24 protein-coding genes and 1 pseudogene are annotated in these 25,684 nt (G+C 62.7%); 13 read left to right on the forward strand and 12 right to left on the reverse strand.

The features are described 5' to 3' along the window. The first annotated feature begins 71 nt into the window (after window positions 1–71). The 5 genes and pseudogenes from J1N60_RS13175 to J1N60_RS13195 all read left to right on the forward strand — a co-directional run bounded on the left by J1N60_RS13175 (window position 72) and on the right by J1N60_RS13195 (window position 6,555). A pseudogene (locus tag J1N60_RS13175) lies at window positions 72–1,949 on the forward strand (multicopper oxidase family protein). Window positions 1,950–2,228: 279 nt separating this feature from the next. After that, window positions 2,229–4,124, forward strand: a complete 1,896-nt coding sequence (locus J1N60_RS13180; RefSeq protein ID WP_425499291.1) for a cation:proton antiporter domain-containing protein — start codon at window positions 2,229–2,231, stop codon at window positions 4,122–4,124. 114 nt (window positions 4,125–4,238) lie between these two features. Continuing rightward, window positions 4,239–4,586, forward strand: coding sequence for a helix-turn-helix domain-containing protein (locus J1N60_RS13185; RefSeq protein WP_312908102.1), 348 nt, complete (start codon window positions 4,239–4,241; stop codon window positions 4,584–4,586). After that, window positions 4,583–4,894: a DUF7521 family protein gene (locus J1N60_RS13190; protein ID WP_312908104.1), complete on the forward strand. Its 312-nt coding sequence runs from the start codon at window positions 4,583–4,585 to the stop codon at window positions 4,892–4,894. The genes J1N60_RS13185 and J1N60_RS13190 overlap by 4 nt, the downstream gene beginning before the upstream one ends. A gap of 476 nt (window positions 4,895–5,370) precedes the next feature. After that, window positions 5,371–6,555, forward strand: a complete 1,185-nt coding sequence (locus J1N60_RS13195) for a LolA family protein (protein ID WP_312908105.1) — start codon at window positions 5,371–5,373, stop codon at window positions 6,553–6,555. 151 nt (window positions 6,556–6,706) lie between these two features. On the opposite strand, the gene J1N60_RS13200 is transcribed toward J1N60_RS13195, so the two are convergent. After that, the gene (locus J1N60_RS13200; protein ID WP_254156548.1) at window positions 6,707–7,669 is read right to left on the reverse strand and encodes a transcription initiation factor IIB; all 963 of its coding nucleotides are present in this window, start codon (window positions 7,667–7,669) and stop codon (window positions 6,707–6,709) included. 161 nt (window positions 7,670–7,830) lie between these two features. Here J1N60_RS13200 and rnhA point away from each other — a divergent pair, with 161 nt between their 5' ends. Next, window positions 7,831–8,427: a ribonuclease HI gene (gene rnhA / locus J1N60_RS13205; protein WP_312908107.1), complete on the forward strand. Its 597-nt coding sequence runs from the start codon at window positions 7,831–7,833 to the stop codon at window positions 8,425–8,427. A 48-nt stretch (window positions 8,428–8,475) separates the two neighbouring features. On the opposite strand, the gene J1N60_RS13210 is transcribed toward rnhA, so the two are convergent. After that, a complete protein-coding gene (locus J1N60_RS13210) occupies window positions 8,476–9,069 on the reverse strand; it encodes a hypothetical protein (RefSeq protein WP_312908108.1) in 594 nt (197 codons plus the stop codon). 296 nt (window positions 9,070–9,365) lie between these two features. On the opposite strand from J1N60_RS13210, the gene J1N60_RS13215 reads away from it, so the two are divergent. Then, window positions 9,366–10,010: a DUF7108 family protein gene (locus J1N60_RS13215; protein WP_312908109.1), complete on the forward strand. Its 645-nt coding sequence runs from the start codon at window positions 9,366–9,368 to the stop codon at window positions 10,008–10,010. Window positions 10,011–10,026: 16 nt separating this feature from the next. Here the strand turns inward: J1N60_RS13215 and J1N60_RS13220 are convergent, their stop codons facing one another. After that, complete coding sequence (locus J1N60_RS13220) at window positions 10,027–10,386, reverse strand: PadR family transcriptional regulator (protein WP_254156554.1); 360 nt, start codon at window positions 10,384–10,386, stop codon at window positions 10,027–10,029. Between the two features lie 199 nt (window positions 10,387–10,585). On the opposite strand from J1N60_RS13220, the gene J1N60_RS13225 reads away from it, so the two are divergent. From J1N60_RS13225 to J1N60_RS13235, 3 genes are all read left to right on the forward strand, one after another. Continuing rightward, the gene (locus J1N60_RS13225; RefSeq protein WP_312908111.1) at window positions 10,586–11,119 is read left to right on the forward strand and encodes an inorganic diphosphatase; all 534 of its coding nucleotides are present in this window, start codon (window positions 10,586–10,588) and stop codon (window positions 11,117–11,119) included. Between the two features lie 118 nt (window positions 11,120–11,237). Further along, window positions 11,238–11,363, forward strand: coding sequence for a hypothetical protein (locus J1N60_RS13230; protein ID WP_312908113.1), 126 nt, complete (start codon window positions 11,238–11,240; stop codon window positions 11,361–11,363). Between the two features lie 122 nt (window positions 11,364–11,485). Then, the gene (locus tag J1N60_RS13235; protein WP_312908114.1) at window positions 11,486–12,829 is read left to right on the forward strand and encodes an alkaline phosphatase family protein; all 1,344 of its coding nucleotides are present in this window, start codon (window positions 11,486–11,488) and stop codon (window positions 12,827–12,829) included. Between the two features lie 46 nt (window positions 12,830–12,875). Here J1N60_RS13235 and J1N60_RS13240 read toward each other — a convergent pair whose 3' ends face one another. Then, complete coding sequence (locus tag J1N60_RS13240; RefSeq protein WP_312908116.1) at window positions 12,876–13,097, reverse strand: hypothetical protein; 222 nt, start codon at window positions 13,095–13,097, stop codon at window positions 12,876–12,878. Between the two features lie 215 nt (window positions 13,098–13,312). Between J1N60_RS13240 and J1N60_RS13245 the strand changes: the two genes are divergently transcribed. Beyond that, on the forward strand, window positions 13,313–13,732 hold the full coding sequence (locus tag J1N60_RS13245; RefSeq protein WP_312912586.1) for a DUF371 domain-containing protein: 420 nt from the start codon (window positions 13,313–13,315) through the stop codon (window positions 13,730–13,732). Window positions 13,733–13,747: 15 nt separating this feature from the next. Here the strand turns inward: J1N60_RS13245 and J1N60_RS13250 are convergent, their stop codons facing one another. The 5 genes from J1N60_RS13250 to J1N60_RS13270 form a co-directional block, all read right to left on the reverse strand. After that, window positions 13,748–15,055: an MFS transporter gene (locus J1N60_RS13250; protein ID WP_312908117.1), complete on the reverse strand. Its 1,308-nt coding sequence runs from the start codon at window positions 15,053–15,055 to the stop codon at window positions 13,748–13,750. A gap of 241 nt (window positions 15,056–15,296) precedes the next feature. Continuing rightward, on the reverse strand, window positions 15,297–15,536 hold the full coding sequence (locus J1N60_RS13255) for a UPF0058 family protein (protein WP_312908118.1): 240 nt from the start codon (window positions 15,534–15,536) through the stop codon (window positions 15,297–15,299). A gap of 14 nt (window positions 15,537–15,550) precedes the next feature. After that, a complete protein-coding gene (locus J1N60_RS13260; RefSeq protein ID WP_312908120.1) occupies window positions 15,551–15,868 on the reverse strand; it encodes a HalOD1 output domain-containing protein in 318 nt (105 codons plus the stop codon). Window positions 15,869–16,051: 183 nt separating this feature from the next. Then, window positions 16,052–18,844 carry an ATP-dependent helicase gene (locus tag J1N60_RS13265; protein ID WP_312908121.1) on the reverse strand — a complete coding sequence of 931 codons (2,793 nt, stop codon included), beginning with the start codon at window positions 18,842–18,844 and terminating at the stop codon, window positions 16,052–16,054. A gap of 60 nt (window positions 18,845–18,904) precedes the next feature. Further along, window positions 18,905–19,561, reverse strand: a complete 657-nt coding sequence (locus J1N60_RS13270; protein WP_312908123.1) for a DUF7504 family protein — start codon at window positions 19,559–19,561, stop codon at window positions 18,905–18,907. Window positions 19,562–19,719: 158 nt separating this feature from the next. Here J1N60_RS13270 and J1N60_RS13275 point away from each other — a divergent pair, with 158 nt between their 5' ends. Next, window positions 19,720–20,649 (forward strand): DUF7547 family protein, encoded by a 930-nt coding sequence (locus J1N60_RS13275; protein ID WP_312908124.1) that lies wholly within the window; start codon window positions 19,720–19,722, stop codon window positions 20,647–20,649. A gap of 18 nt (window positions 20,650–20,667) precedes the next feature. Here the strand turns inward: J1N60_RS13275 and J1N60_RS13280 are convergent, their stop codons facing one another. Together J1N60_RS13280 and J1N60_RS13285 are read right to left on the reverse strand one after the other, a co-directional pair. Next, entirely contained in the window at window positions 20,668–21,045 is a 378-nt protein-coding gene (locus tag J1N60_RS13280; protein ID WP_312908126.1) for a nucleic acid-binding protein, read from the reverse strand. Next, window positions 21,042–22,199: a thiolase family protein gene (locus tag J1N60_RS13285; RefSeq protein ID WP_312908128.1), complete on the reverse strand. Its 1,158-nt coding sequence runs from the start codon at window positions 22,197–22,199 to the stop codon at window positions 21,042–21,044. Before J1N60_RS13285 ends, J1N60_RS13280 begins: the two co-directional genes overlap by 4 nt. A gap of 161 nt (window positions 22,200–22,360) precedes the next feature. Between J1N60_RS13285 and J1N60_RS13290 the strand changes: the two genes are divergently transcribed. Then, window positions 22,361–23,620 (forward strand): magnesium transporter, encoded by a 1,260-nt coding sequence (locus J1N60_RS13290; protein WP_312908130.1) that lies wholly within the window; start codon window positions 22,361–22,363, stop codon window positions 23,618–23,620. A gap of 450 nt (window positions 23,621–24,070) precedes the next feature. Here the strand turns inward: J1N60_RS13290 and hflX are convergent, their stop codons facing one another. Then, a complete protein-coding gene (gene hflX / locus J1N60_RS13295) occupies window positions 24,071–25,411 on the reverse strand; it encodes a GTPase HflX (protein ID WP_312908131.1) in 1,341 nt (446 codons plus the stop codon). Window positions 25,412–25,684 lie beyond the last annotated feature (273 nt).

Here is a 25,684-nt window from a genome sequence, read left to right on the forward strand (position 1 = left end):
TTCGACAAGATTCCCAGGCGGTAGGAATCGGCCCGTTCCAGATAAGGGAGGGTTCCATACCTCCAGACGAAATGGTGGACCACGACGAACGATCCAATTCTGGCCTCTCTCGGCGTGATCTCATGGTTATCTCGAGTGCAGTTGGGATTTCGGGACTCGCTGGCTGTTCGAGTCCCTCAGCGAACACGGAACCAGAGGAACGTCCACCAGAGCAATCGGATGCACGGACGATCCTCAATCATACGTCGCCTCCGCTCGAAAAGTGAGTTGCGGACCTACCGAAGCCCGGTGCCGCTGAACCGGTTGGGAGCAAGGATGACCGGCCATACTACGAGTTGAAGATGCAGGAGTTCGACCAGGAGATACATCCCGATCTTCCGGCGACCACCGTCTGGGGGTACGAAGGACACTTCCACGGACCCACGATCGAAGCTGAGAAGGGAGAACCGATCTACGTCAGGTGGGAGAATAAACTGCCGGACGAACATCTCTTGCCCGTAGACACGACGGTACATAGTGAGATGATCCCGTACGAAACTCCGGGTGTACGAGCCGTGACGCACCTCCATGGAGGGAACATCGAACACGAGAGCGATGGAAAAGCGCAGGGGTGGTATACCCGTGACTTTGCGGAGACCGGCCCGGCATTCGAGAAGAAAGACTACTTCTACGTGAACGATCAACCGGCGTCGACGCTCTGGTATCACGATCACTCGGTCGGCATTACCAGATTGAACGTTTATGCCGGTCTGGCCGGATTGTATCTACTCCGAAGTGACGAAGAACGTGAACTCGGCCTTCCCAGCGGCGACTACGAGATTCCACTCGTCTTACAGGACCGGAGTTTCAGCGATGATGGGTCGTTGTTCTATCCAAGTACCGTCGCCGACGCGCCCGACGAGTCGTTCCCCGATCCGAGCATCATCTCGGAATTCTACGGAGATACATCGGTCGTCAACGGGAAAGCCTGGCCTCGACTGTCAGTTTCGCCCCGAACGTACCGGTTCCGGATATTGAACGGATCGAACTGTCGGTTCTACAGTCTCGACCTTCGTGAGTACGACGAGTCCTCCGAAACCGTCGGCGACACCGGTCCGCCGTTCGTTCAGATCGGTAACGACGGTGGCCTCCTCTCGGATCCTGTCGAACTCGACGACAGGCTCGAGGTCGGCCCCGGACAACGCAGTGACGTCGTCGTCGACTTCTCGGAGTGGCCAGGGGAGACACTGCTTCTCCACAATAATGCACCTGCTATGTACCGTGGTAAATTCAGCAGCGAAGGCGATGACGTCGTGTCACTTCCCGAAATTCTGCTCGTCGACGTCTCGGACTCGGCTGCTGAGGAGGGTACGAGTACTACGAATACCGTTCCGTCGAACCTGGCCGACGTTCCGGAGATTTCCCTGGATGCCGTCGACAATACTCGGTACCTCCCGCTCTTGATACAGAGCGACGAGTACGGGCGAAATCTGCACAAGCTCGGCAACGAGGAACACACGTCCGGACTCGCACTGGATGATCCAGTAACGGAGAATCCACGGCTCGGAGACACCGAGATCTGGAGTATTCCCAACCTGACCGGTATGTCTCACCCGATCCACCTTCATCTAGTACACTTTCAGGTCCTGGGGCGGCAACCAACGGGAGACTACGATCCGGCAGAGGACGAGCTCGATCTGGACTCGCTCGAGGATCCCGAACCCTACGAACTGGGGTGGAACGACGTGGTCACGGTTCACCCGTCCGAGGTAGTCCACGTGGCGGTTCACTTTGGAGAGTACGAAGGGCTCTTCAGCGATCAGACGGGGACGTACATGTGGCACTGCCACATGGTCGAGCACGAGGATTACGACATGATGCGTCCATTCGTAGTGAGACCATCTGAGGACGACGAGGGGAACCAGAGACACTCCGGCGAAACTCTCGGTTTCTCCACTGTATGGGGCTGAGGTCTGGTCAAGTGGATCGTTCGAGAGGCGTCGCCTCTCATGATCACGAAGATATTCGATGTTCGAACGACCCCATCGAATCCCACGTCATCGCCGTGTGCCGAACAGACCGCGTTCGTCACCGCCCCGTGTCTGTTCGGAGCCGGCATCTCACGGTATTCGTAGCACTTCGTGGTACGCAGGGCCACACAACACCGATTACGGTCGAAATCCGATCCGGCCACCGACAGTGGGTGTCACACCTGGTCCACCGCTCGACCTGCGCCTGAAGACGCCGGTATGCGCTCGAAATTCATATCAAGCGTAACAACATACGTCGTCGTAGTGGCGTCGATTCTCCCCGTCATCGTCGGCATCCTCGTCCTCGGGCTGGCCGCACAGCTGCTGGCCAATCGGCTGCGCATTCCGAGCGTCCTCTTTCTCATCCTCCTCGGCCTGCTGGTCGGTCCCGAGGGACTTGGGTTCGTCTCAATCGATACCTTCGGCGCCGGTCTCTCGACCGTCGTCGGCCTGAGCGTCGCCATCATCATCTTCGACGGGGCGTTTCACCTCCGCCGGGAAAAGCTCGAGATGGCCCCTCGAGCCATCATCCGATTGACGACGCTCGGTGCAGCCGTCGCCCTCGGCGGGACAGCCCTCGCCGTCCGGTACTTCTTGCACACCGACTGGGGAATCGCCTTCCTGATCAGTGCCCTGCTGGTGGCGACCGGCCCGACCGTGGTGACGCCCATCCTCGAGGTTATCACCGTTCGCGAGCACGTCGAGGCCGCGCTCGAGGCCGAGGGCATCGTCAACGACGTGACGGCCGCGCTCCTGGCCATCGTCATCTTCGAGACGGTCGTCGTCGGGGACGAGCGCTCGCACGTGCCTGTGTACTTCCTCCAGCGCTACGCGGTCGGCATCGGCGTGGGGATCGTCGTCGCCATCGTCGTCTACGCCCTGCTGACGCGGGTCAGACAGCCCGCGGGCGACGCCCCACAGACCGCCCGTCTCGTCGTATTGACCGGCGCGCTGGCCGCCTATGGCCTCGCCGACTCGATTTTCCCCGAGACGGGCGTGGCCGCGGCCGGGACGGCCGGGTTCGTCCTGGGCAACCTCGACCTGCCACACCGCGAGGAAATCGAGGGATTCAACCGCGACCTGACCCTGCTCGTCCTCTCATTCGTGTTCATCTCGCTGGCCGCGCTCATCGACGTGGAAGCGCTCCTCGGCCTCGGGTTCGGCGGCATCGCGGTCGTGGTCGCGGTCACGCTAATCGTCCGTCCGCTGATCGTCGCCGCGGCGACCACCCACTGGCGATTTAGCGCGGGCGAGCGGTACTTCCTGAGTCTCGTCGGCCCGCGGGGGATCATCCCCGCCTCCATCGCCACGCTGTTCGCCATCGAACTCGAGACGGCCGGCAACGACGTGGCCGCACAGACGCTCGCCGGCACCGTCTTTCTCGTCATCTTCATCACGGTCGTGCTGCAGGCGGGGCTCGCCCGCCAGCTCGCGGAATACTTCGACATCGAACCAATGCGCACCATCATCGTCGGCGGCGGTCGGGTCGGCCGGACGCTCGCCACGCGACTGGAGAACCGCGGAGAGAACGTCATCCTCGTCGACAGCGACTCGGCGACCGTCGAGCGACTCCGTCAGGAGGGCTTCTCGGCCCACCACGGCGATGGCACCTCGACCGAGACGCTTCAGGAGGTCGGCATCGACAACGCGAAACTGGTCGTCGCCACGACCGCCGACGACGACACCAACCTGCTGGTCTCACAACTCGCCTCCACGCGCTTCGACGTCGACCGCGTGCTCGCCCGCGTGAACACGCCGGAGAACGTGGAGGCGTTCGAGACGCTCGACGTCGACGCCATCGACGTCTCGAGCGCGACGGCCTGGACCATCGACAACGAGATCGAACGCCCGGCGCTGGCCCACTGGATGAACGAACTCGGCGAGGGCCACGACGCCCAGGAGATCGTCGTCACCGCGGCCGAACTGGACGGGACGACCATCCGCGACCTCGATTCGGAGATTCCCGACGGCTGTATCGTCGCCGTGATCGCCAGTAACGGAGAGACGCACGTTCCCGAGGCCGACACCGTCCTCGAAGAGGGTGATCGGGTCACGTTCATCGGCCGCGAAGACGCTGTCCGAACGGCCGTCAAGCGGTTTCACCCGCGCGACTGACGGTTCGACGGCACGCTCAAGCGGCTGGTCCGAGTCAGAACGCTCTCGAGCGGATGTTCTGAGCCAGAAAAACCGGGGCGCTTTTGATAGCGGTGGGGGAACGACGTATCAAACGTGAGTGAGGACGCCGATCCCCCCGAACTACTGGCCCTCCTCGACGACGAGTACGCCCGCGCGATCCTCACCGAAACGAGCGCCGAACCCATGTCCGCCAGCACCCTGAGCGACCGCTGTGACGCGTCGCTCCCGACGATCTACCGTCGCCTCGAGCGACTCCGGGAGTGTGACCTGATCAGCGAACAGACCGAACTCGCACCGGACGGCAACCACTACAGCGTCTACGCGGCCCGCCTCGAGCGACTCGAGGTCACCCTCGAGGACGGCGAACTGTCCCTCGAAATTACCCGGAAGGACGAAGACGTCGCCGACAAGTTTACCCGAATGTGGGAGGAGTTACGATGACCGGGGGCGTCGTCCGCCTCGACCAGGCGTCGACGTTCGAGTTGCTGACGGTCGCGAGCCTGCTCCTCGTCGCGCTGGTGGGGACGGTCCTTGCTGTGCAGGCCTACCGCGGCTATCGGCGAAACGACAGTCGAGCGATGAAGTATCTCGCCATCGGCTTGCTGTTGCTGACGCTCGGCCCGTTCGTGATCAACGTCTCGGTGACGACGCTCACCGCCGCCGATCAGGCGACGACGGTCTTCCTCGAGAACGTGAGTCGGTTGCTTGGATTGCTGGCAATCACGTACTCGCTGTACGGAACGAAGTAGGGATAGGGCGTCGCGGGGGCGACGACGGATAGCGGCGAACGATTTCGGAGAACGGCGTGTGGGCGACACTGCGACCGATTCGGCCTAAACGGGCTCTCGAGCGGACAGAGCGATTGTACGAAACTCCCAGGATATACTCCGATGATACCACTCGGTATCGAACAAACTTTCCATCAAAGACGCGGTGCGTCTTAAAGAGTCCATGGTCTTTTCTCTGCGTGAAGTCGCTCGTCCGATTTGATTATACATCGGTCTCAACGGATAGTTGCAGGCCGTAACCGGCGTGCTGGGCGGAGTCGGCCCTCCACTGCATCCATCAAGCCGAACGTGCCTCTGACACCACGTTCGACGCGTCGCTCCGACCCATCGACGCCCGAGGTGTACGCACACACTCGACGGCTCAACTGCATCCACCCCCATTGATATTTTCCCCGACATAGAAATACTTAGATAAGCGTGTAAGCGTACGAATGCGTATGGGGTGGACTCACGACGGATTGGTTCTCGCAGCGATCACACTCGTGGTCGTCTGTGCCGGGTGTACGGTGGCAATTTCCGGAGAGACGCAACCGGATGGGGAAACGCTTCTCGAGGAGGCGGTGACGGCGGACGACGTACCGCCGTTAACCGGGGAGCGGACAGTCACGTTCACGGACAGTGCAGGAACGTACGAGACGACAGAACGCGTCTGGGAACGCCCACCGTCGAAGATGCGATCGGAAGTGATCGACTCGAGCGGTTTCAAGGAGAGCCACGAAGGCGGAATTGCCGTTCGAAACGGTTCGACGCTCTGGTTGACCGACGGTGAGACCGACAACGTGACCGCGTACGACCTCGAAGCCGAGTCCAAAACCGAGACTGAGTCCGAGTCCGAGAGCGAGAGCGAAGCCGATGACGAGGCACGATTACTGGAGGAGCGCCTCGATCGGTACGACGTCAGCTACGAGGGGACCGAGACCGTCGCGAACCGGACGACTCACGTCGTCTCGATCGAGCCGAAGGAGACGACAGTCGACCGTGGCATCGGCGTACTGGTCGGCGACACCCGTTACGTCTACCCGCTCGAGACGAGCGCGTACGAGGAGACGGACTTCGAGGGCGGGACGTTCTGGATCGACGACGAATACGGGTATCCGCTCGCAATGCAGGGAACGTACACGGACGTCGACGGCACCGAACTCGAGGTCACCAGTACGTTCGAGACCGTCACGTTCGAAGCGGACCTCGAGGCCGGGTTGTTCGACCCGCCAGCAGGGAACGACACGGACGACGAGCGGTCGGTCGAAGAGCCGGAATTCGAACAACACGAGTTCGAGGACCGCTCGGAAGCGAACGAGTACCTGCGATTCGAGGTTCCGAACGCGACGTTCCCCGGCGAGTACGAACGACAGTCCGTGTCCGCCGACCAGTGGAACGGCGTCCAGACCTACCACGAGGAGCACCGCGTTGGCGAGGAACTGCTCTGGTTCAGTGTCTCGGAGGGCGACCTCCGCAGCGACGACCCCGACCGCGAGGACGTCGGCGAACTCGAGGCGACCGTCTCGACTTACAACGGGACGACCCTCGTCACGTGGGACTGTGGCGAGTTGACCTACCAGTTGAGCAGTTCGATCGGCGAAGCGGCGTTACTCGAGCGGGCCGAGGAAATCGGCTGTCAGTGACGTAACTCGAGACGAGTTTCACGGACGGCTCGGGTGCTCCGAATGGTCCGGGTGCTCCGGTCGGGCTGGGTGCTCTGGACAGTCCAGGCGGTCCGAACGGCCCAGACACTCTCGAGCCTTCGTTCGGCTGAAAACGAACGGCTAACCGACGTTAGCCGTGGATGCCCATCGCTTCGATCTGCTCTTGATACCGGTTCCGGATGGTGACTTCGGTCACCTGCGCGACGTCGGCGACCTCTCGCTGGGTCTTCTTCTCGTTACAGAGCAACGAGGCCGCGTAGATCGCCGCCGCGGCGTACCCGGTCGGTGATTTTCCGGAGAGGAGCCCTTCTTCGGCCGTCTTCTCGATGATTTCGTTGGCCTTGGTCTGGACCTCTTCGGAGAGTTCGAGTTCGGAGCAAAAACGAGGGACGTACTTTTTCGGGTCGACCGGTTTCATCTCGAGGCCGAGTTCCTGCGAGATGTACCGGTACGTGCGACCGATTTCTTTGCGTTCGACGCGGGATACCTCGGAAATTTCTTCGAGGCTGCGCGGAATGCCTTCCTTTCGGCAGGCAGCGTACAGTGCGGACGTGGCGACGCCCTCGATCGATCGTCCGCGGATCAGGTCCTCCTTGAGCGCGCGTCGGTAGATGACCGACGCGACCTCGCGGACCGATCGCGGAACGCCGAGTGCCGAGGCCATGCGATCGATCTCGGAGAGGGCGAACTGCAGGTTGCGTTCGCCGGCGTCTTTCGTCCGGATGCGTTCTTGCCACTTGCGCAGCCGGTGCATCTGACTGCGCTTTTTCGAGGAGATGGATCGACCGTAGGCGTCTTTGTCCTTCCAGTCGATCGTCGTCGTGAGTCCCTTGTCGTGCATCGTCTGCGTCGTCGGCGCGCCGACGCGGGACTTGTTCTGTCGTTCCTGGTGGTTGAACGCCCGCCATTCCGGGCCGGGGTCGATCTGTTCTTCCTCCACGACGAGCCCACAGTCTTCGCAGATGAGCTCACCCCGGTCGGAGTCCTTGACGAGGTTGTCCGAGTTGCACTCGGGGCACGCACGTACCCCCTCTTGATCCTCGGTCTCGTCCGTCTCGCGCATTCGCTCCCGCTGGCGGGTGGACCGTGTCATCGCACTTTTATAGTAGTAGCACGGTATTATATAAACCTTTGGTCTGGATATTCACTGTAGGGATCGGATCGGCCGAATTCGACGGGATCGGGCGGGTTTACGCCCGATTTTCGGATCGAAACCACAACAGTTTTAGCCGGAGTACGCCGACAATTCGGCGAATGCCGGTTATCGAGTGCGACGTCGAAGACGCCCGCGACCGCCTCCAGGACGCGGGAGTGACGGTCGAGTCGGGAAACACTGATCACGAACGCTGGCGGGCGTCTCACGGGGGTGCGACGGCCGTCGCCTACGAGAACAAGGTGGTCATACAGGGCGGTAGGCCCCGCGACCTCGAGGCCCTCCTGGGCGAGGGCGGCGGTCGCGCGCACGTCTACTTCGACGGCGGCGCGCGCGGCAACCCCGGGCCCGCCGGGATCGGCTGGGTGATCGTCACGAGCGAGGGTATCGTCGGCGAGGGGAGCGAGACGATCGGGCGTGCGACGAACAACCAGGCCGAGTACGAGGCCCTGATCGCGGCGCTCGAGGCGGCCCGCGACTACGGATACGACGAGCTCCACGTGCGCGGTGATTCGGAGTTGATCGTGAAGCAGGTGCGCGGCGAGTACAACACCAATAATCCCGAACTGCGCGAAAAGCGGGTGACCGTCCACGAACTCCTTCGCGAGTTCGACGAGTGGACGCTCGAGCACGTTCCCCGCGAGGTCAACGACCGAGCGGACGCGCTGGCGAACGAGGCGTTGGATCAGGCTCAGTGAGAAGCGCGAGATCGGTTCCCTGCGGCCACGAACGTCGATCGTCACTCGTCACAGAATGTCGACGTCCACCCCCTTCTCGCCCGTACCGACATCGATGGCGCCGTTTCGGTAGATGACGATGCGGTGGCCCAGAAGCCCGAGCGAGAAGACGACATCGTCCGATCCGCCGTCCGTCCTGACCGGATCGTCGACGGCGAACACGACCGACTCGAGCGACGGCGTGCCATCGGTGATGGGGTCGAGCGTCTCCATCGGCACGTCTACAATCGCTCCTTCGACGGAGAACGCAATCGCTCCAGGCGACGTATCGGTCGACTCGACGCTGTCGTCCGCCGAAGCTGAGACCGAGTCCATCCCCGGCGATAGATCGTCAGTATCGGGCGTTTCGACGCCGACGTCCACTGTTTCGAGCCGGATCGAGGCCGGCCCTTCGAGGTCGGCCCTGACGGTTCGTGCCTCGTCGACCGAAATGTCTACGCGGACCGGTTTCAGGGATGCTCCCTCGAATTCGCCCAGCAGCTCTCTGGTCACCGTAATCACCCCTTCGGCCGCGAACGCGATCCGATTCGGCGGTCGACACTCGATGCGTTCGTCGGTCAATCGAACGTTTCGGTTTTCGCCGATGTCAACGTGAACACTCATTGTCGTTCCACTCACTCGCACATTCGCTAGCTGCATGTGAAACGATGTCGTAAAGATTCGAGACAGGTTCGCTGTCGAGTAATACGCGCGGACGAGACCGTCCGCGAGTATCGACCGAACCGGGTACTCGAAGGCATATCAGCAGGGAATAGCGTTCGCCAGTGCAACGTTGACGCGCCATCCGCACCTCATCAGTGCCAACTCGAGCCAAACACGTATCAGCTCCAGGAGATCGTAGCGTCGTCGTGAGCAGAAACAGCACGCCCAATAGCCTCGAGCCCTACCGTTCGAGACGAATGACCGGCCACGACGCGTTCGAATCCGAACCGGGTGAAAACGACGCCGACCACGCGTCCGACGCAGCGCACGACCTGCCCGCCGAGGTCGTCGACGAGGCCGAACGCCTCCGACGGCTCGAGCGAAACGCCGTCGACGAGGGAGAACGCGAGGCCTACGCCGACCGCCGGAAGCGGTTGCTCGAGGAACACGACTACACGGACCACGTCCGCGCGGACGACGGCGACGAGGTACTCGTCTTACACCCCGAGGAGTGGCACGACGAGGAAGCCGGGGTCATCAGAACGGACCGGATCGAGGACCTCACGCGCGCGGTCGAAATTCCGCTCGACGGGTCGGGCGATCCCGAGGACTGGGATACCGTCGACGAGCGAAACCGGGCGCTCGCGGCCGAAGTTCGCGACGTTCACGGCGACGTCCATGGCGACACCGCCGAGGCGCTCGCGGACTTCATGGGGAACCACTACGCGAAACCGATCACGTCGGCCTCGAGCGACGAACTCGCGGAGTTCCGGTCTGAGTACTTCGTTCGTAACGCCTGGCCCTCCGAGAAACAACGCGACGCTATAGACAACTCTCTCGAACGTATTTACGAGACGGCCGAAAAACCGGTGCCCGAATTCCGGTCGGAACCGTCCCAGTGATGTCAGAACGGGTTCTTCAGTAACTGTTCTCGATGATCTCGCCGATCTCGTCGGCGCGGTCGTCGCCCGTGACGACCTTCGAGAGCGACCACTCGAGACCGTCGAGGACGGCCTCGTAGCCGTCGTCGGTCAGTTCGTACTGGTTGGTTCGCTTGTCGAGTTCGCTCTTTTCGACCAGGCCGAGGTCGACGAGTTCGTCGAGGTTGGGGTAGAGTCGACCGTGGTTGACCTCCGTCCCGTAGTAGTCCTCAAGCTCGCGCTTGATGGCTAGGCCGTACATTGGCTCCTTCGCCAGGATGACCAGAATGTTGCGCTGAAACGCTGTAAGTTCGCGTGCGATACTCTGCTCGCCGGTGATTGCTTGTGCCTCTGACATGGATGTGCAAATGTCACCAAGATATTTAAGAGTTACCAACTATTCAATTTGCGCCAGTGCGCGGTAACGGGTGCTACGCGGGGCAGAAGGCCCGTATACGGGCGAATTTCGGTTCGTTCGGCTGCCACGTGAAACACCAGCACGTCGTGGCTCCACGGGATTACGAAAGTACTTTTTGATCGACCACGGACCTGCCTGTATGGTCAATCTCTGGGAAGACCTCGAGACCGGACCGAATGCACCGGAAACGATCTACGCTGTCGTCGAGTGTCTCAAGGGCGAGCGAAACAAGTACGAGTACGACAAGGACGTGCCGGGCGTCGTCCTGGACCGAGTGCTCCACTCGAACGTCCACTACCCCTCGGACTACGGGTTTATCCCGCAGAGTTACTACGACGACGAGGACCCCTTCGACGTGCTCGTGCTCGTCGAGGACCAGACGTTCCCCGGCTGTGTCATCGAGGCCCGTCCCGTCGCGCTCATGAAGATGGACGACGACGGCGAGCAGGACGACAAGGTCATCGCCGTCCCCGACGAGGATCCCCGGTACGATCACGTCCAGGACCTCGAGGACATCCCGCAACAGCAGCGCGACGAGATCGACGAGTTCTTCTCGACGTACAAGAACCTCGAGGAAGGCAAGGAAGTCGAGACGCAGGGCTGGGAGGACAGGCAGTCCGCCTACGACGCGATCGAGCACGCCCAGGGCCTCTACGAGGAGCACTTCGGGTAGCGCACCTCCGTTTTGCGGCCGTTCGCCGAGTGATACTCGAGAGTTATCTCCACCGTACGAACGATGCATTATGAGCATGGGTAATTTTATGAGTATCGTTGGTGTAGCTAGAGTCGAGATGGCGACCACCGAACACCCCACCCACGACCCGGCGTCGGCTGACGACGAGGAACCCGGAATGGCCCACCTGACGGTCGTCCCGACGAATTTCGACCCCGACGCACCGAATCAGCGTCGAGACTGAAATCGGCTGCGGTGGCGTCGATCACCCTCGGCGGAGGGGCGGCAGGACGCGAGGGCTCTATCGTTCTCGAAAACAGTGTCTCGAGACGAACCTTCTTGTAGCCGGTCGGACTACGGTGCCCCATGGGTCTGTTCGACCGATTGCGCGGCGATGAGAACCCGCGCGTCGCGTTTATCGGTATCGACGGTGTGCCGTACAGTCTGCTGACGAACAACCGCGATCGATTTCCCAACTTCGCCGCGCTCGCCGACGAGGGGACGGCGAGCGAGATCTCGAGCATCGTTCCGCCCGAGTCGAGCGCCTGCTGGCCGGCGCTCACGACCGGCGTCAACCCCGGCGAGACCGGCGTCTACGGCTTCCAGGATCGGGAGGTCGGCACCTACGAGACGTACGTGCCGATGGGGCGTGAGGTGCAGGCGACTCGCCTCTGGGACCGCGTGACGGAGGCGGGGCGCAAGGCAACCGTGTTCAACGTTCCCGTCACCTTTCCGCCACAGCGGGACGTCCAGCGGATGGTTTCGGGCTTTCTCTCCCCCGACCTCGAGAAGGCGGCCTTCCCCGACGACGTTCGCGATTATCTCGAGTCGATCGACTACCGTATCGACGTCAACCCGAAACTCGGCCACGAGGCGGACAAGACCGAGTTCATCCAGGACGCCCACGAGACGCTCGACGCCCGCTTCGAGGCGTTCCGTCACTACCTCGAGACGGACGACTGGGACCTCTTCTTCGGCGTCTTCATGACGACCGACCGGGTGAACCACTTCCTGTTCAAGGACTACGAGCGCGACGGCGAGTACAGAGAGGAGTTCCTCGAGTTCTACGAGAAACTCGACGACTACATCGGGCGCATCCGCGGGCTGTTGCCCGACGACGTGACCCTGATCGTCGCTTCCGACCACGGCTTCACCAGCCTCGACTACGAGGTCCACTTCAACGAGTGGCTCCGCGAGGAGGGCTGGCTCTCCTTCGACACCGACAGCCCGGACGAACTGGGCGACATCGCCGACGAGACGCGCGCGTACTCGTTCATCCCCGGCCGGTTCTACCTCAACCTCGAGGGCCGGGAACCGCGCGGATCGGTCCCACAGGAGGACTACGACGCGGTTCGCGACGAACTGAAGGCCATGCTCGAGGGCCTCGAGGGTCCCGACGGTCGGAAAGTCGTCGACCGTGTCGTCGAGAAGGAGACGGCGTTCCGCGGCGACCACGACGACATCGCACCGGATCTCGTGGCGATTCCGAACAACGGCTTCGACCTCAAGTCGGGATTCAAAGCCGACAACGACGTCTTCACCACGGGGCCGCGTAACGGGATGCACAGCTTCGACGACACCAGTCTCTTCATCGACGACCCCGACGCGACCATCGAGGACGCCGACCTTTACGACGTTGCCCCGACGATCCTCGACCTGCTCGAGGTCGACATCAAACGGTCGGCCTTCGACGGCGCGAGCCTGGTCTAAAGGGGCAACAGCTCTCGATACTGCGGAGACCGACTATCGAACGGCGTCACCGATCGACGAGCCACCGGTATCCATTTCGGAGCAGTTGCCCGATACCCACGATCGTCGCCAGAACGCCACCGACGACGACGATCAAGTTGACGAGACCGAACGACGGGAGGGGCGTGAATCGACCGAGTACGAGAAGAACGACCGCCACGGCCCAGACGGCCGACAGCCCGACGCCGATCCAGACGAGAATTCGAACGGGCGTCGATTGCACGGTCATCCGACGTGTCGTCGCGAGTATCGGTCTTGCGATTTGCCCGCGATTGAACGAGGTGTGACCGGCACCTCGCGGAACGGTTCCAATCGGTAGCGCGTTTTCGAATCCGTTTTGACGACCCCGGTGCTGGCTCGAGTATGCGCGACGCCACCGACGTGGAAAGCGAAGACCAGGAGGAAGCGGAAGGCGACGCCGACGTTAGTGACGACTCGAGCACCCTGACGGAGGTCGTCCACGCCCGCGGCCACGAGCACGTCTCCGCCCGACACGCGAGCACATTCGAGATTACGACCGACGACTACCTCACGCCGGCCGGCGACTGCATCCTCGTCATCGACGCTGACCGCGCCCCCGCCGACTTCGACCCGGACTTCGTCGAGGCGTGTCGGAACGCCGACGCGACGATCACGGTCTCCATTGAGGCCGACGGGCACGTCGACAGCGTGACAGGGCGGGGGGACCCCGACCTCGAGTTCGCCAGCGAGCGCAGTGCCGTCGGACGAACCAGCGAGTACGTCGACGAGCGGACGATCCTGCTCGAGGCCGATGTCGCCGCCAAGGGGTTCGACCGCGAGCTGGTGGCAGCCCTCGCCGACGGCGCTGATGCACGGGTGACGTTTACCGTGTCGCTCGAGTAATCGACGGGAGCGAGATCAGTCTCGACCCGATTGCCGTCCATCGACCGACGCGTCCTGGATCGATGGCCGTTCCTCGCTCGAACACGCGGTTTCGGGGACCGGGGATCGAAGGGCTACCAGCGGAAGTGCGAACGCGAGAAAGCCCCCACCGAGGAGCGCCAGTAACGTGATCGGCGAAGTCAGGTCCGCGACGAAGCCCGCAAGCGGTTTCAACGGGATGCGCACGAGTGCGCACCCCATCGACGCGGCACTGAGGACCGTAGCACGACCGACCGACGCCGACTGGTCGTTGAGGTACTGATTGACCAGCGGTTCGTACAGGGCTCGAGCCCCCTTCATTCCGAAGAAGACGGGAATGGCGAGCACCGGAACGACGGCAGGGGCGAACATGGTCACGGCGGTCACCACCGGAACTGTCAGCAGCGCCGTCCGGAGGCCCACCAGGGATCGAACGGTTTCCGCGTGATAACTCGCGATGGCCGCGAGGACGGCGAATCCGGCGTAGAGGAATCCGAGCGCAGCTTCCTCCGGCAGGGGTCCGGCGAGGAACGACACCGGCGATGCGCCGTTCAACACCTCGACGGTAATCGGTTGAATGTAGGTGTCTGCCACGTTGACCAGCGCGAAAAACAGGGCGACGAGCGGGACGAAGACGCGAAACGATGGACCCGCGAACAGCCGCCGAAGCATCGAGAGCGTCTCGAGTACGCCAGGACAGTCCGACGCGTTCATCTCACTGGTGCCATCGAACTGGGCGTTCTTCGGCATGGTGAGCACCACGGCCACGCCAGCGCCGTTGAGTGCCGCCGAAGCGAGAAACGGATAGGTCGGCTCAATCGCGTAGAGGAGGCCGCCACCGATCATCGTCATCGCGGAGACCCACTGGTGGACCGACCCGCCTCGACCGCGGATGCGAGCGAAATCCGTCTCATTTCCTTCGCCGTCTCCCGACCGAAGCGTCTCGTAGAGCCAGGCGTCCGCGGTTCCGGACTGAAATGCGAGCGAGACCGACCAGACGGCGTAGAGAACCAGAAACGAGAGGAACGAATCGGCAACGACGAATCCGGCGATCGACAGCGTCATTGCCGCCATCCCAATCGCGAGCGCGTTCCGACGACCGAGTCGGTCCGCGATGTAGCCCGTCGGTACCTCGAGGACGACGACGAGCAGTGCCGAAACGGCCCCGAACGTCCCGATCTGGGCGAAGGTGAGATCCTTCCAGAGCAAGAACAGGGTGAACACTGGCCAAATGAAGCCGACCGAATCGGTTGCCTGGAAGAGATAGTATCTGGCGATCGGCGCGGAAATTCCGGTTCGACTCATCTGCGTCGTGGGATGGACGTACTGATAGCACTTAGGCGATTCCGGTTGCGAATTTTTGTGATAAATCTGAATGTTATGGCACCCGGCCGCCACCGTTCGACCGTGTACTGCTCGAGCGGATCAGACAGACGTCATGCACCACACTCGAGCGAATCAGACACCCGCGCACGTCACTCCCGAAGCAGAGTCGCGACTGACGGTGCAGCGAGACGACGACATCTTCACGCGGGCTCGACCGGCCTCACTGCATCCCGTCGGGGAGCTCCTGCGCCGGCGGCCGACCGATAGTACGACAGATCCCGTCCAGAAGCAACAGCAGGCTCTCTTTGTGCCGAGGCTTGTTGTAGTGAATCGAAGTCGGAGCGACTCCGTACCGATCGTACTCGTCGAACGCGCCCGGTGGCACCGACTCGTGTTCGGTTACGTCCTTACGAACCTCGACTGCGAGGGCGTGTAGATGGATGAGTTCCTGTTTACGCATTCCGTCGATTCCTCTCACGCAGATTCGTTCGGCTGGCCGATCTGTGGGTCTCCCTCGTAAATTCGAACGGTTCCATCGGAACCGATGGTGATGGTGTAGCCCTCGTGTTCGAATTCGACATTGACCGTCGAATCGTGCGCGCTCGCGTGACGCAGCAGCGTCACGACCGATTCCAGTTCGACGGATTCGTACAACGGCCCGACGTCGGTCTCGGGCACCTCCTCGAGGGCTGCAATCGCCTGGACGAGTTCTCCCGTCAACGCGTCCGTTTCGTCCTCCGTCGAGTCGAGTCCCATCTCGCCGTTGGGTGCGTGATCGAGTTGGCTGCTCATATCTCTGAGTAGCGGGCCAACGAACACCTATGAAAGCGGTGTCCCTAAATGTCGAGGTATATCTGCCATTATCGTTTCTCGAAACAATTTCACCAGGCGAAACTGAAATTATAGCCGTTGTAAACGGGTCGGAGAACGCTCCTCGAGCGCGAACTGAATTTTGGGTCGAAAAACGCGATCCACCTATCGATCCTCGGACGACGTGGCGAGCGCACCCTCGCCGATCTCCTCCAGGACGTGCTCGTGAAACGCTTGCAAGACGGCGCTCTCGTCTTCGGCCAGCACCACGTCGCTCGCCGAGAGCGTCGCCAGTCCGAACGCGCGCGGTGTCGGCGAGTCGACGAGCCGTCTCGAGACCTCGAGTTCGCCCGACTCGAGGCGGGAGACGATGCCTTCGACCTCCGCGACGTTCAACTTGTCCACGAGGAGTTCCCGGTAGGTTTCTTCGATGACGGCGAAGTCCTCGAGGCCCTCGGCGAACCCCAGCAACATCTCGCTCGAGACCTGTTGCTCGCTGGCGGACTTCTCGTAGCCCTTGTACCGCTTGAGGATCATCAGCGAGCGCGTGGCGTTGATCCGGAAGTACCGCTGGAGGAGGTCGGTTCCCGACAGCGCGCGTCGCAGGTCCGGGCGCACGTCGTCGGCCTCGAGATCGGCGAGAATGCCCTCGAGGTCGACCTTCCGGTTCAGCGGCATCGAGAGGACGAACCCGTTGTCCGCGACGGCGACGCGGACGTCCGCCGTCGCCTCCTGGGCACACCGGTAGGCGAGCAGTCTCGAGAGGCCGTCGTTGACGCGACGGCCGTAACAGGAGTGGACGTAGTAGTGGCGCTCGTACTCGTCACGGTCCCGTTCGACCTCGACGGCGAGTCGATCGGGCGTGCTCACGCTCCCAACGCCCGCGTAGCGAATCTGGTAGTCGAACAGCCGAGAAATCGCGCGGACGCTCGAGTCGTCCAGCGGAAACTGACGAAGCCAGGCGCGGATGCGTGAGGAGCCGCCCTCGTCGTAGTGCTCAAGGAGCGTCCGCTGGAACGCGAGGATTTCACGACCCATGTCCGAGGAGAGCGGCAGGCGCTCGGAGTACCAGGACGGCACCGTCGGCCGCGCGCTCGTCCGGTCGACGTACACCTTCGACCCGCGCCGGTAGCGGTACTCGAAGTGATCCCCGCCGAGGACGAACACGTCGCCCTTCTCGAGTGTGTCCAGATAGCCCTCGTCGAGTTGGCCGACCCACGCGCTCTCGGCGCGCGTGTAGACGTCGCAGGTGAAGGAGTCGGGAATCGTGCCGACGTTGGTCATGTAGATGACGCGGGCAAGTCGGCCACGTTTGCCCATCAGCACCTCACCGACGGGGTACTCGGGGTAGTGGTGCTCGCCGTCGGGCGGGTCGTTCGCGTCCCGCCAGACCTTCGCGTAGACGTTTCGGTCCTCCATTCCGGCGTACTCGGCCGTGAGGTACGCGAGGAGTTGCTCCCAGTCGTCGTCGCCGTAGCGCCGGTAGGGATACGCCCGCCGCAGGATCTCGAGCACCTCCCGTTCCGGTCGAATCTCGGCGATCGCCATCCCGTAGACCTGCTGGGCGGCGACGTCCTGGGCGTTCTCGGGAATCGACACGGAATCGACGAAGCCCTCCTGGGCCTTCTTGAGCATGACGGCACACTCGAGCAACTCGTCCCGGTCGAGGGCGATCACGCGACCCGTGACCGTCTGGCCGACCCGGTGGCCCGCCCGGCCGACACGCTGGAGCAACGCGGCGACGGACTTCGGCGAGCCGACCTGCACGACGAGGTCGACGTGGGGCATGTCGATGCCCAGTTCGAGGCTGGTCGAGGACGTCACCACGTCCAGGTCGCCCGCTTTGAGCTTCCCTTCGACCCGGTGTCGAACGTCCTTCGAGAGGCTCCCGTGGTGACACCCCGAGTTGTCCTCGTCGTAGGCGTCGAAGCGCTCGCGGAGCGTGTGTAACACGCGCTCGGCGCCCGAACGCGTGTTCGTGAAGACCAGCGTGTTGGTGTGGTTCTGGATGTGCTCGTGTAAGAGACGGTAGAAGCGGTCCTGAACGAGGTCTCGAGAGGTGTTGATCAGGTCGTCGGCAGGGCACTCGAGGCGGAGGTCGAACTCGCGGGCGAAGCGGGCGTCGACGATGTCGTAGTCTCGAGGGATTCGTTCAGTTTCGAAATCCGAGCCAGCGGACCCCGGCTCGCTCGACGGTTCACACCCGACCAGAAACTCCGCGACCTGCGAGAGCGGCTCGATCGTCGCCGAACAGCCGATCCGCGTGACGTCGTGATCGACCAATGCCTCGAGTCGCTCGAGGCTCACCGACAGGTGCGTCCCGCGTTTGCTAGCCGCCAGCGAGTGAATCTCGTCGACGATGACGTACTCCACGCTGCGCAGTTTCTCGCGGAACTTCGGCGCGTTGAGCAAGATTGCTAGCGTCTCCGGCGTCGTGTTGAGCACGTGGGGCGTCGTCTGGAGCATCGCCTGGCGCTCGCTCGAACTGGTGTCGCCGTGGCGGATCGCGTGGCGAATCTCGCCCATCGAGTCGCCCCGCTCGTCGACGATCGATTCGATCCCCTCGAGCGGGACCTCGAGGTTCCGGTGGATGTCGTTGGCCAGTGACTTCAGCGGCGAGACGTACAGACAGTACACCGCGTTCTCGAGTCCGTCGCCGTCCCGGTCGCGCTTGAAGAGTTCGTCGATAATCGCCGTAAACGACGCCAGCGTCTTGCCAGAACCCGTCGGCGCACAGATCAGGGTATTCGTTCCAGCGTGAATCTTCGGGATGGCCTCGCGCTGTGGCGGGGTGAAGAAGCCGCCGTTCTCGGGGACGTACTCGCCGAAGGCTTCGAGCCACCACTCCTGGACCGCCGGCTCGAGTAACTCGAAGACGTCCCAGTCAGCGACGTCGGCCGACTCGAGTGCGGGCGGCAACGACGGGCTCGTCGAGTGCGACGACTCGTCCCCATCCATCGTCAGTCACTGGGGCCCGGTCGCCTAAGAGGGTTTGGTCAGCGGGGTGAAAGTGAACTGCTACAGTTCGAGCCACTCACTCTGGACGGTGTAGTCACGGAGATGCCACCGTTGCTCGACGCGGTCGTCGCGGCGTCGGACCTCGACGACCGCGTCGAACAGCGGTTCGAACAGGTTGACCGCGTCGTGATTGCGCGCCAACGGGAGGTGAAAGTGACCCATTCCCGTCGTGCTTTTGACGGTCGTCGTCGTGATGTGGAGCAGTTTGAACACGTCCTCGGGATCGTACTCGCTCAGCAACGGGACGATCGAGTCGACGCAGACGCGCAGTTCGGCAGGATCGAGTCCGCCTTCCGTCGACTCGATTTCTCGAATCGCGTCGATGACGTCCGTTCCGAGGGTGGCGAGCGGTCGGCCAGCCGTCTCGACGGTCGGTTCCTGTGCTGGTTGGACGGTGTGTTCGATGTGCCGCGTCCTCGCGTCCGTGGACTCACAGACGCAGCCGTGTCCGCGGTACGTCGCGTCTCGAGCCGTCACGGCGAGTCGATGGCGTTCGCTATCGGTGTGCGTCCCGAGTAAGCGCTGGCACGCGACTTCGTGCGCTGCTTGCTCGCTGCTCCCGACGACCAGTACAGTACTTCCGTTCCGTTTGAGTCGGTCGAGCGCCTGCGCGAACGTGACGCCGTCTGACACACCGGTACCTGACTCAGTCTGCATCCATTTACAGCCTCACCGCCGACCGCAATAAACATTGTGGTCGTTATTCATCTAAGTACGTTCACCTCGAACAAAATACGTCGGACGAGTTCGGCATATTATTCGCCAGGGAGAGACCCAATCGGCCATTTTTTCACGAATGGCCACGCAGTGATCACATGGACGACCGCGACCGTACCGACCGCGACGACCTCGCCGACGCGCTTCAGGAGTTGAGCGCGACGCTGAACGCGCTCCGCGACGAACTCGAGGACGACGCTCGATCCCGGAACCGCCGTCGACGGCAATTCCCGTTGCGGCCGCCGACGCCGGGCGAACTCGTGCGGTTCGGTGACGAAGTCGCGATTCCGGCCCTAATCGCGACCCTGGAGGCGAACATCCGTGCGCTCGAGGCCCTCAGACGCGGGCTCAAGCTCGCCCGAGGCCAGCGAGCGGTTCGCGACGCTGCAACGGACGCCGCCGACCGGACGGCTAGCCGTTCGAGCGACCTCCGCGATACGACGCTCACGCACCTCGACCGTGCGCTTCGGGAACTGCAGGACGCCGTCTCGGACGACGCTGACGAAGTTGGGATTGAGGTCGACGATCGAACGCGAACGTTGCTCGAGGACGCCAGGCGGCTTCGCGACGATATCGACCAGCGACTGGCGGAGCGCATCGACCGGGGAGGAGAATCTGGGTCGGACGACGCGTCTCAGCCCTACCGGATCGACATCCAGTCCGGGGACAACCAGCGATCCGCGAGTGACCAGCGGTCGGCGAGAGACGAGGACAGAGAGAGCGACAGCGGTGCCCGTCTCCCGGAGGAATCCACCGACTCCGGCGTCGACGTCGACGCCGAACTCGAGACGCTTCGGGATCGGTACGGCGCCTCGAGCGCGGACGAAACGAATGAAACGGACGAGTCTACGCCGACCGAGAACGACGGCGAATCGGCGGACAGTGGAGGATCGAGAGGTAGTGGTCCGCACGGGACGCGCGACTCGAGGAGCGACGAAACGGGGGCTGACGACGACTTGAGTGACGATGGTGACGGCGACAGCGAAGACAGCGAAGACAGTGAAGACGACGAAGACACAGACGAATAAGCCCGAAACGAGGACCGCTCAAACCGGTTCGAACCGGTAGCCGTCCCACGCCTGACTCTCGGTCACTTTGATCCCCACACCTGGTTCTCGAAGTTCCTCGACGTAGATCGGCCGAACCTCGTCGCCGGTCTCGACGTCGCCGGTCGTGAGCTGACCCAGGGCTCGAACGGGCGGCTGATCGACCTCGAGCGCGTCCTCGAGGTCGAACTCGACGATGGCCAGGTGATTCGGCTCGCGGACGCCGGGCGGGGTGGCAGTGCTCGTCGTCCAGGTGACGACCGTCGCGGTGAACTCGCTCAGGTCGACCGTGTCGACGGGTTCCTCGCCGTCGGGTCCGAGGTGGTGGCCGGGGAACCCGATCGTCCCATCGGCGTAACGATAGGCCTCCATCGTCATGCTGCGGCCTCCATGATCGTCGTGATAACGCAGTTGCCGAACCCGCCGACGTTACAGCACAGGCCGACGTCGGCGTCGACCTGGCGCGGTCCGGCCTCGCCGACGAGCTGTTCGTAAATCTCGACACCCTGGGCGACGCCGCTGGCGCCGAGTGGGTGGCCCTTTGACTTGAGGCCGCCGGAGGTGTTGATCGGGAGGTCGCCGGTATCGCGTTCCGTGTCGCCCGCCTCGACGCGCTCCCAGGCCTCGCCGTGATCGGCGAAGCCGAGTCCCTCCATCTGCAGGAACTCGAGGATAGTGAACATGTCGTGGAGTTCGGCGACGTCGACGTCCTCGGGGCCGTAGCCGCTCATCTCGTAGGCGGACTCGCCGCTCTCGACGACGCCGTTCATCACGGTGGGATCGGGACGCTCGTGGACGACGTGGGTGTCGGTCGCACCCGCGACACCCGCGACGACGGCGTACTCGTCGACGTACTCCTTCGCCACGGACTCCGGACAGAACACGAGGCCCGCGCTGCCGTCGGTGATCGGACAGAAGTCGTAGAGTCTGAGCGGGTCGGCCACGATGGGCGACTCGAGGACGGTCTCTAAGCCCACTTCCTTCCGGAACTGGGCGTGGGGGTTGTCGACGCCGTTTTTGTGATTCTTGACGGCGACCTTCCCGAGGCTCTCCCGAGGCGCGTCGAAGCGCTCGAGGTAGTGACGGGCGGTCATCCCGGCGAAGGAGGGCAGGGTGACGCCGTGTTTGTACTCCTCGGGGTGGGTGATCGAAGCGATGATGTCGGTCGACTCCCCGGTCGTGCGGTGGGTCATCTTCTCGCCGCCGACAAGGAGCGTCATCTCGCTGGCCCCGCTGGCGACGGACTGCCAGGCGGCGTAGATGCCGGCCCCGCCGCTCGAGGAGGTCTGATCGACCCGCTGGGCGTACGCCGGCAGGAGGTCGAGGTCGTGAGCGAGCATGTTCATGATGCCGCCCTGGCCCTCGAACTCGCCACTGGACATGTTCGCGACGTAGCAGTGCTCGACGTCGTCCGAGGCGACGCCGGCGTCCTCGAGGGCGGCGATGCCGGCTTCGGCGAGGAGGTCGCGGATCCACGCCTCGCGCTGGCCGAACTGGGTCATCGACGCGCCGATGATCGCAACGCGTTCCATGCTCACACTGAGTCAGGTCACGCATTTATAGGGTGAGGATGTTGGCAGAATCGGTGTGAGTCGTTTCTGGATCAGCTGTCTATCTCCCCAGGCGGTGTTAGGATTGGTGTGCGAATTCGGCTATCGACTATAATTTAGGGGTTGATCTGTACGCTCCGTGTATGTCCCAGCAATCGACAGACGTTCAGGAGACGATTGCGATGTCTTCTTCGCCGTCTAATCCCTTTACCGCTCTGCCACGGACGGAGTGGCGGGACGTCTTCTTTGGACTTCCGGACGAGGTACAAGAAGTCCTCGTCGTGGATATGAGTCGGTCGGAACTGGAGGCCTTTATCGACCGACTCGACCCAGACGAGGTGACCGAGGTTCTCAGATTCACCGATGAAGAGACGCGTGAGGCACTCCTCGCTACGCTCGATAACCAGCGCCGCGAGAAAATCGACTTTTTACTCTCGTTCGACCCAGAAAGTGCAGCTGGGCTGATGAGCCTCGATTACGTTACCGTCGACGAAACACGGCAATTCCCCGAAGTGACCGAGCGAGTTCGTCGATTCGAAGAGCGAACGGGACGTGTTCCGACGATTTTCGTTACCGCTGATGGTGAATTACAAGGTGAACTCCCCGGCGCGGCACTGTCGATAGCCGATACCGCCACCGAAACGGTTAGTGACTACGTACAGGAGACGCCGCACGTCCGCTACGACCGCGATGACGAAGAGGTGATCGAGGTTTTCAAGCAAAACCGCGAGCGCGCCGTCGCCGTGCTCGATGAAGAGAACGACATTCTCGGAGTGATACACGCCGAGGACTTGTTGCAACTGCTCGAAGAGGCTCGAGGGGAAACGCTCTACGACTTCACTGGCGTCGCAGAAGAGGAGAGCGTCCTCGACGGTCCAGGAGCGAAGATACGGAGGCGGTACAAGTGGTTGATCCTCAACCTTGGAACCGCATTTATGGCTGCAGCGGTCGTTGGACTGTTCGAGTCCACCATTGCCGCCGTCGCTATTCTGGCAGCGTACATGCCAGTCGTTGCCGGGATGGGCGGGAACGCTGGGACGCAGGCGATGGCAGTCACCGTTCGCGGAATTTCACTCGGTGAGGTGTCACTCAACACCGGCAAGCGGGTGATCTTCAACGAAGTCGTTGCTGGTGCGGCCAACGGGTTCATTACCGGTGTGCTCGTGGCCGTGATCGCTATCGCCTTCTCGTTTGGCGAGTTCGGGCTCTTACTCGGGGCCGTCATTGGTGTCTCGATGGTGGCGAATCTCGTCATCGCGGGGTTTTTCGGAGCGTTAACCCCGCTGTTACTCGACCGAATCGGATACGATCCGGCCACGTCGGCGACGATCTTCATCACCACGGCAACCGACGTACTGGGCTTTTTCGTGTTCCTCGGATTGGCCCGAGCAATCCTATTATAACTGCAGCCGAGTGAGCCCAAATCGGTGTTCCTGTAACCCACACCGAACCAACCAATCGACGAGGAACTTGAGGCGTACCGCGATGCACTCGTCGTCGACGGCATCCCCGAGATTGTGTTTGGATGTGAGGATGTGAGGATGTGAGGATATCGAGGCCGAATACGAACGCTCGAGCGAGCAGGACATCGAGTGTACCCGGGAGCCGATGACCGCGGGAGACGTTACGATGTCGTCTTCGACGACACGTACGAGACCTCACACAGATCGTGCAGCAACGAGGTGAACGACGAGGCCAGGCTGACCACCGAAACCGAATACGGGACCTTCGCTCGGTAATAGTGAGCGCGTATTCCGCACTACAACGGTACAATACCGAACGCAGAAATTCGACCGGGCGAACGTTTCGTCTCGAGCCCGTGGCCGACGAGGATCTGTGCCGAACGGGGTCAGTCAGACCTCCGCCGCCTGGAGGTCGCTCGCTCGAGACCGGGCCTGGTCGATCACCGCGGGTCGGGCCAGGAAGGAGATCACGACGTCGTCGTCGCCGTAGGTCACGTCGTCGACGCTGGCGTGATCGTGGATCCAGGAGACGAGGCTCATCGTGTCGTCGGTCATCGGCACGACGAGGCGCTCGCGTTCCCAGTCGGGGAGTTCTTCGTCGATCCGCTCGAGCAGGGCGTCCACGTTGCTCCCCTCCTGGGCGCTGACGGCGACCGGGTTCGGCGCCAGTGCCGAGAGCGCCTCGCGTTTCTCGGCGAGTTCCTCGTCGCTCACGCGGTCGATCTTGTTGAGGACGGTGACGATGGGCGCCTCGTTGCGCTCGTAGAGTGTGTCGTGGCTGGTGACGAGCTTCTCGTGAATCTCCTCGACGGGTTCGCTCACGTCGACGACCAGTAAGACGAGGTCGGCCCGGTAGACCGAGTCCAGCGTCGACTTGAACGATTCGACGAGCCAGTGGGGGAGGTCGCTGATGAACCCGACCGTGTCGGTCACGAGCACGTTCCGGGGTTCGATGTCCGCCCGTCGGGTCGTCGTCCCGAGGGTCGTAAAGAGCTTGTCCTGGGACTCCGCCGTCGCGTCGAGGTCCGGGTGGAGGTCCTCGTTCTCCTCGACCTCGAGATCCCGCGCCAGGCGCCGGAGCAGGGTCGACTTCCCGGCGTTGGTGTACCCCGCCAGAGCGACGAGGTCGAATCCGGAGTCGCGGCGGCGTTCGCGGCGCTGTTCCTCGGTCTGCTCGATCTGGTCCAGTTCGTCCCTGATCCGGCTGATCTGGTCTTTGATGTCCTGTTCGCGGCTCTCGTCGTACTCACCGAGCCCCATGAAGCCGGGGTGTTCGTCCCGTTTGGCGAGACTCGCCTTCGCCTCGACGCGCGGGAGTTCGTACCGGAGTTCGGCGAGTTCGACCTGGAGCTGGGCCTTCCGGGTCTGAGCGCGCTGGCCGAAGATCTCGAGAATCAGGGTGAACCGGTCCATGACCGTGACGCCTTCAGGCAGGAGCTGTCCGAGGTTGTACGTCTGGTAGGGCCCGAGCCGGTTGTCGAAGATGACCGTCTCGACGTCGGTTCGCCGGACCGCCTCCGCCAGCTCGTTCGCCTTCCCCTCGCCCAGCTGGAGAGCGGCATCCGCCGTCCTGGTCTGGGTGATTTCGTCGACGACGGTGTACCCGGCTGCGCGGGCGAGGTCCGAAATCTCCTCGGTGTCGGCCACGCCGGAGTCGACGCGTTTGGCGACGATCGCTCGTCCGCCCGTCGACGCGTCCGCACTCGTCCGTTCGTGTGTGCGTTCGTTCATACAAGTAGCTGATCGTGGTCGATAGGGGTGTCGACGCGCTTTGAGCGGTCGATCGGTTGCTCGGACGGACGCAGGAATGAGCGCTCGGACTGACACTCGAGCGAGCAGTCGAGCGAGCGCGCAAGAGAACGCTCACGAACGCTGGCGACGGAGGCGTGCCTCGAGGCGCCGTCTCTCGAATCCGCCCAGTATCTGACCACGTCAGGGATGCCGGCCGGTCACCTCGGTTAGCTGGTCGCGAATCATACCTCACCTACGTCGGGAAGGGTCTTG

The sequence above is a fragment of the Natronosalvus caseinilyticus genome (genome assembly GCF_017357105.1).
Lineage (GTDB): Archaea > Halobacteriota > Halobacteria > Halobacteriales > Natrialbaceae > Natronosalvus > Natronosalvus caseinilyticus.

Bases quoted from the DNA above. Each gene is read 5' to 3' on its own strand.
- J1N60_RS13180 (WP_425499291.1), top strand. From the start codon at position 2,229: ATGCGCTCGAAATTCATATCAAGCGTAACAACATACGTCGTCGTAGTG.
- J1N60_RS13190 (WP_312908104.1), top strand. From the start codon at position 4,583: ATGACCGGGGGCGTCGTCCGCCTCGACCAGGCGTCGACGTTCGAGTTG.
- J1N60_RS13195 (WP_312908105.1), top strand. From the start codon at position 5,371: ATGGGGTGGACTCACGACGGATTGGTTCTCGCAGCGATCACACTCGTG.
- J1N60_RS13200 (WP_254156548.1), bottom strand. From the start codon at position 7,669: ATGACACGGTCCACCCGCCAGCGGGAGCGAATGCGCGAGACGGACGAG.
- rnhA (WP_312908107.1), top strand. From the start codon at position 7,831: ATGCCGGTTATCGAGTGCGACGTCGAAGACGCCCGCGACCGCCTCCAG.
- J1N60_RS13210 (WP_312908108.1), bottom strand. From the start codon at position 9,069: ATGAGTGTTCACGTTGACATCGGCGAAAACCGAAACGTTCGATTGACC.
- J1N60_RS13215 (WP_312908109.1), top strand. From the start codon at position 9,366: ATGACCGGCCACGACGCGTTCGAATCCGAACCGGGTGAAAACGACGCC.
- J1N60_RS13220 (WP_254156554.1), bottom strand. From the start codon at position 10,386: ATGTCAGAGGCACAAGCAATCACCGGCGAGCAGAGTATCGCACGCGAA.
- J1N60_RS13225 (WP_312908111.1), top strand. From the start codon at position 10,586: ATGGTCAATCTCTGGGAAGACCTCGAGACCGGACCGAATGCACCGGAA.
- J1N60_RS13230 (WP_312908113.1), top strand. From the start codon at position 11,238: ATGGCGACCACCGAACACCCCACCCACGACCCGGCGTCGGCTGACGAC.
- J1N60_RS13235 (WP_312908114.1), top strand. From the start codon at position 11,486: ATGGGTCTGTTCGACCGATTGCGCGGCGATGAGAACCCGCGCGTCGCG.
- J1N60_RS13240 (WP_312908116.1), bottom strand. From the start codon at position 13,097: ATGACCGTGCAATCGACGCCCGTTCGAATTCTCGTCTGGATCGGCGTC.
- J1N60_RS13250 (WP_312908117.1), bottom strand. From the start codon at position 15,055: ATGAGTCGAACCGGAATTTCCGCGCCGATCGCCAGATACTATCTCTTC.
- J1N60_RS13255 (WP_312908118.1), bottom strand. From the start codon at position 15,536: ATGCGTAAACAGGAACTCATCCATCTACACGCCCTCGCAGTCGAGGTT.
- J1N60_RS13260 (WP_312908120.1), bottom strand. From the start codon at position 15,868: ATGAGCAGCCAACTCGATCACGCACCCAACGGCGAGATGGGACTCGAC.
- J1N60_RS13265 (WP_312908121.1), bottom strand. From the start codon at position 18,844: ATGGATGGGGACGAGTCGTCGCACTCGACGAGCCCGTCGTTGCCGCCC.
- J1N60_RS13270 (WP_312908123.1), bottom strand. From the start codon at position 19,561: ATGCAGACTGAGTCAGGTACCGGTGTGTCAGACGGCGTCACGTTCGCG.
- J1N60_RS13275 (WP_312908124.1), top strand. From the start codon at position 19,720: ATGGACGACCGCGACCGTACCGACCGCGACGACCTCGCCGACGCGCTT.
- J1N60_RS13280 (WP_312908126.1), bottom strand. From the start codon at position 21,045: ATGACGATGGAGGCCTATCGTTACGCCGATGGGACGATCGGGTTCCCC.
- J1N60_RS13285 (WP_312908128.1), bottom strand. From the start codon at position 22,199: ATGGAACGCGTTGCGATCATCGGCGCGTCGATGACCCAGTTCGGCCAG.
- J1N60_RS13290 (WP_312908130.1), top strand. From the start codon at position 22,361: ATGTCCCAGCAATCGACAGACGTTCAGGAGACGATTGCGATGTCTTCT.
- hflX (WP_312908131.1), bottom strand. From the start codon at position 25,411: ATGAACGAACGCACACACGAACGGACGAGTGCGGACGCGTCGACGGGC.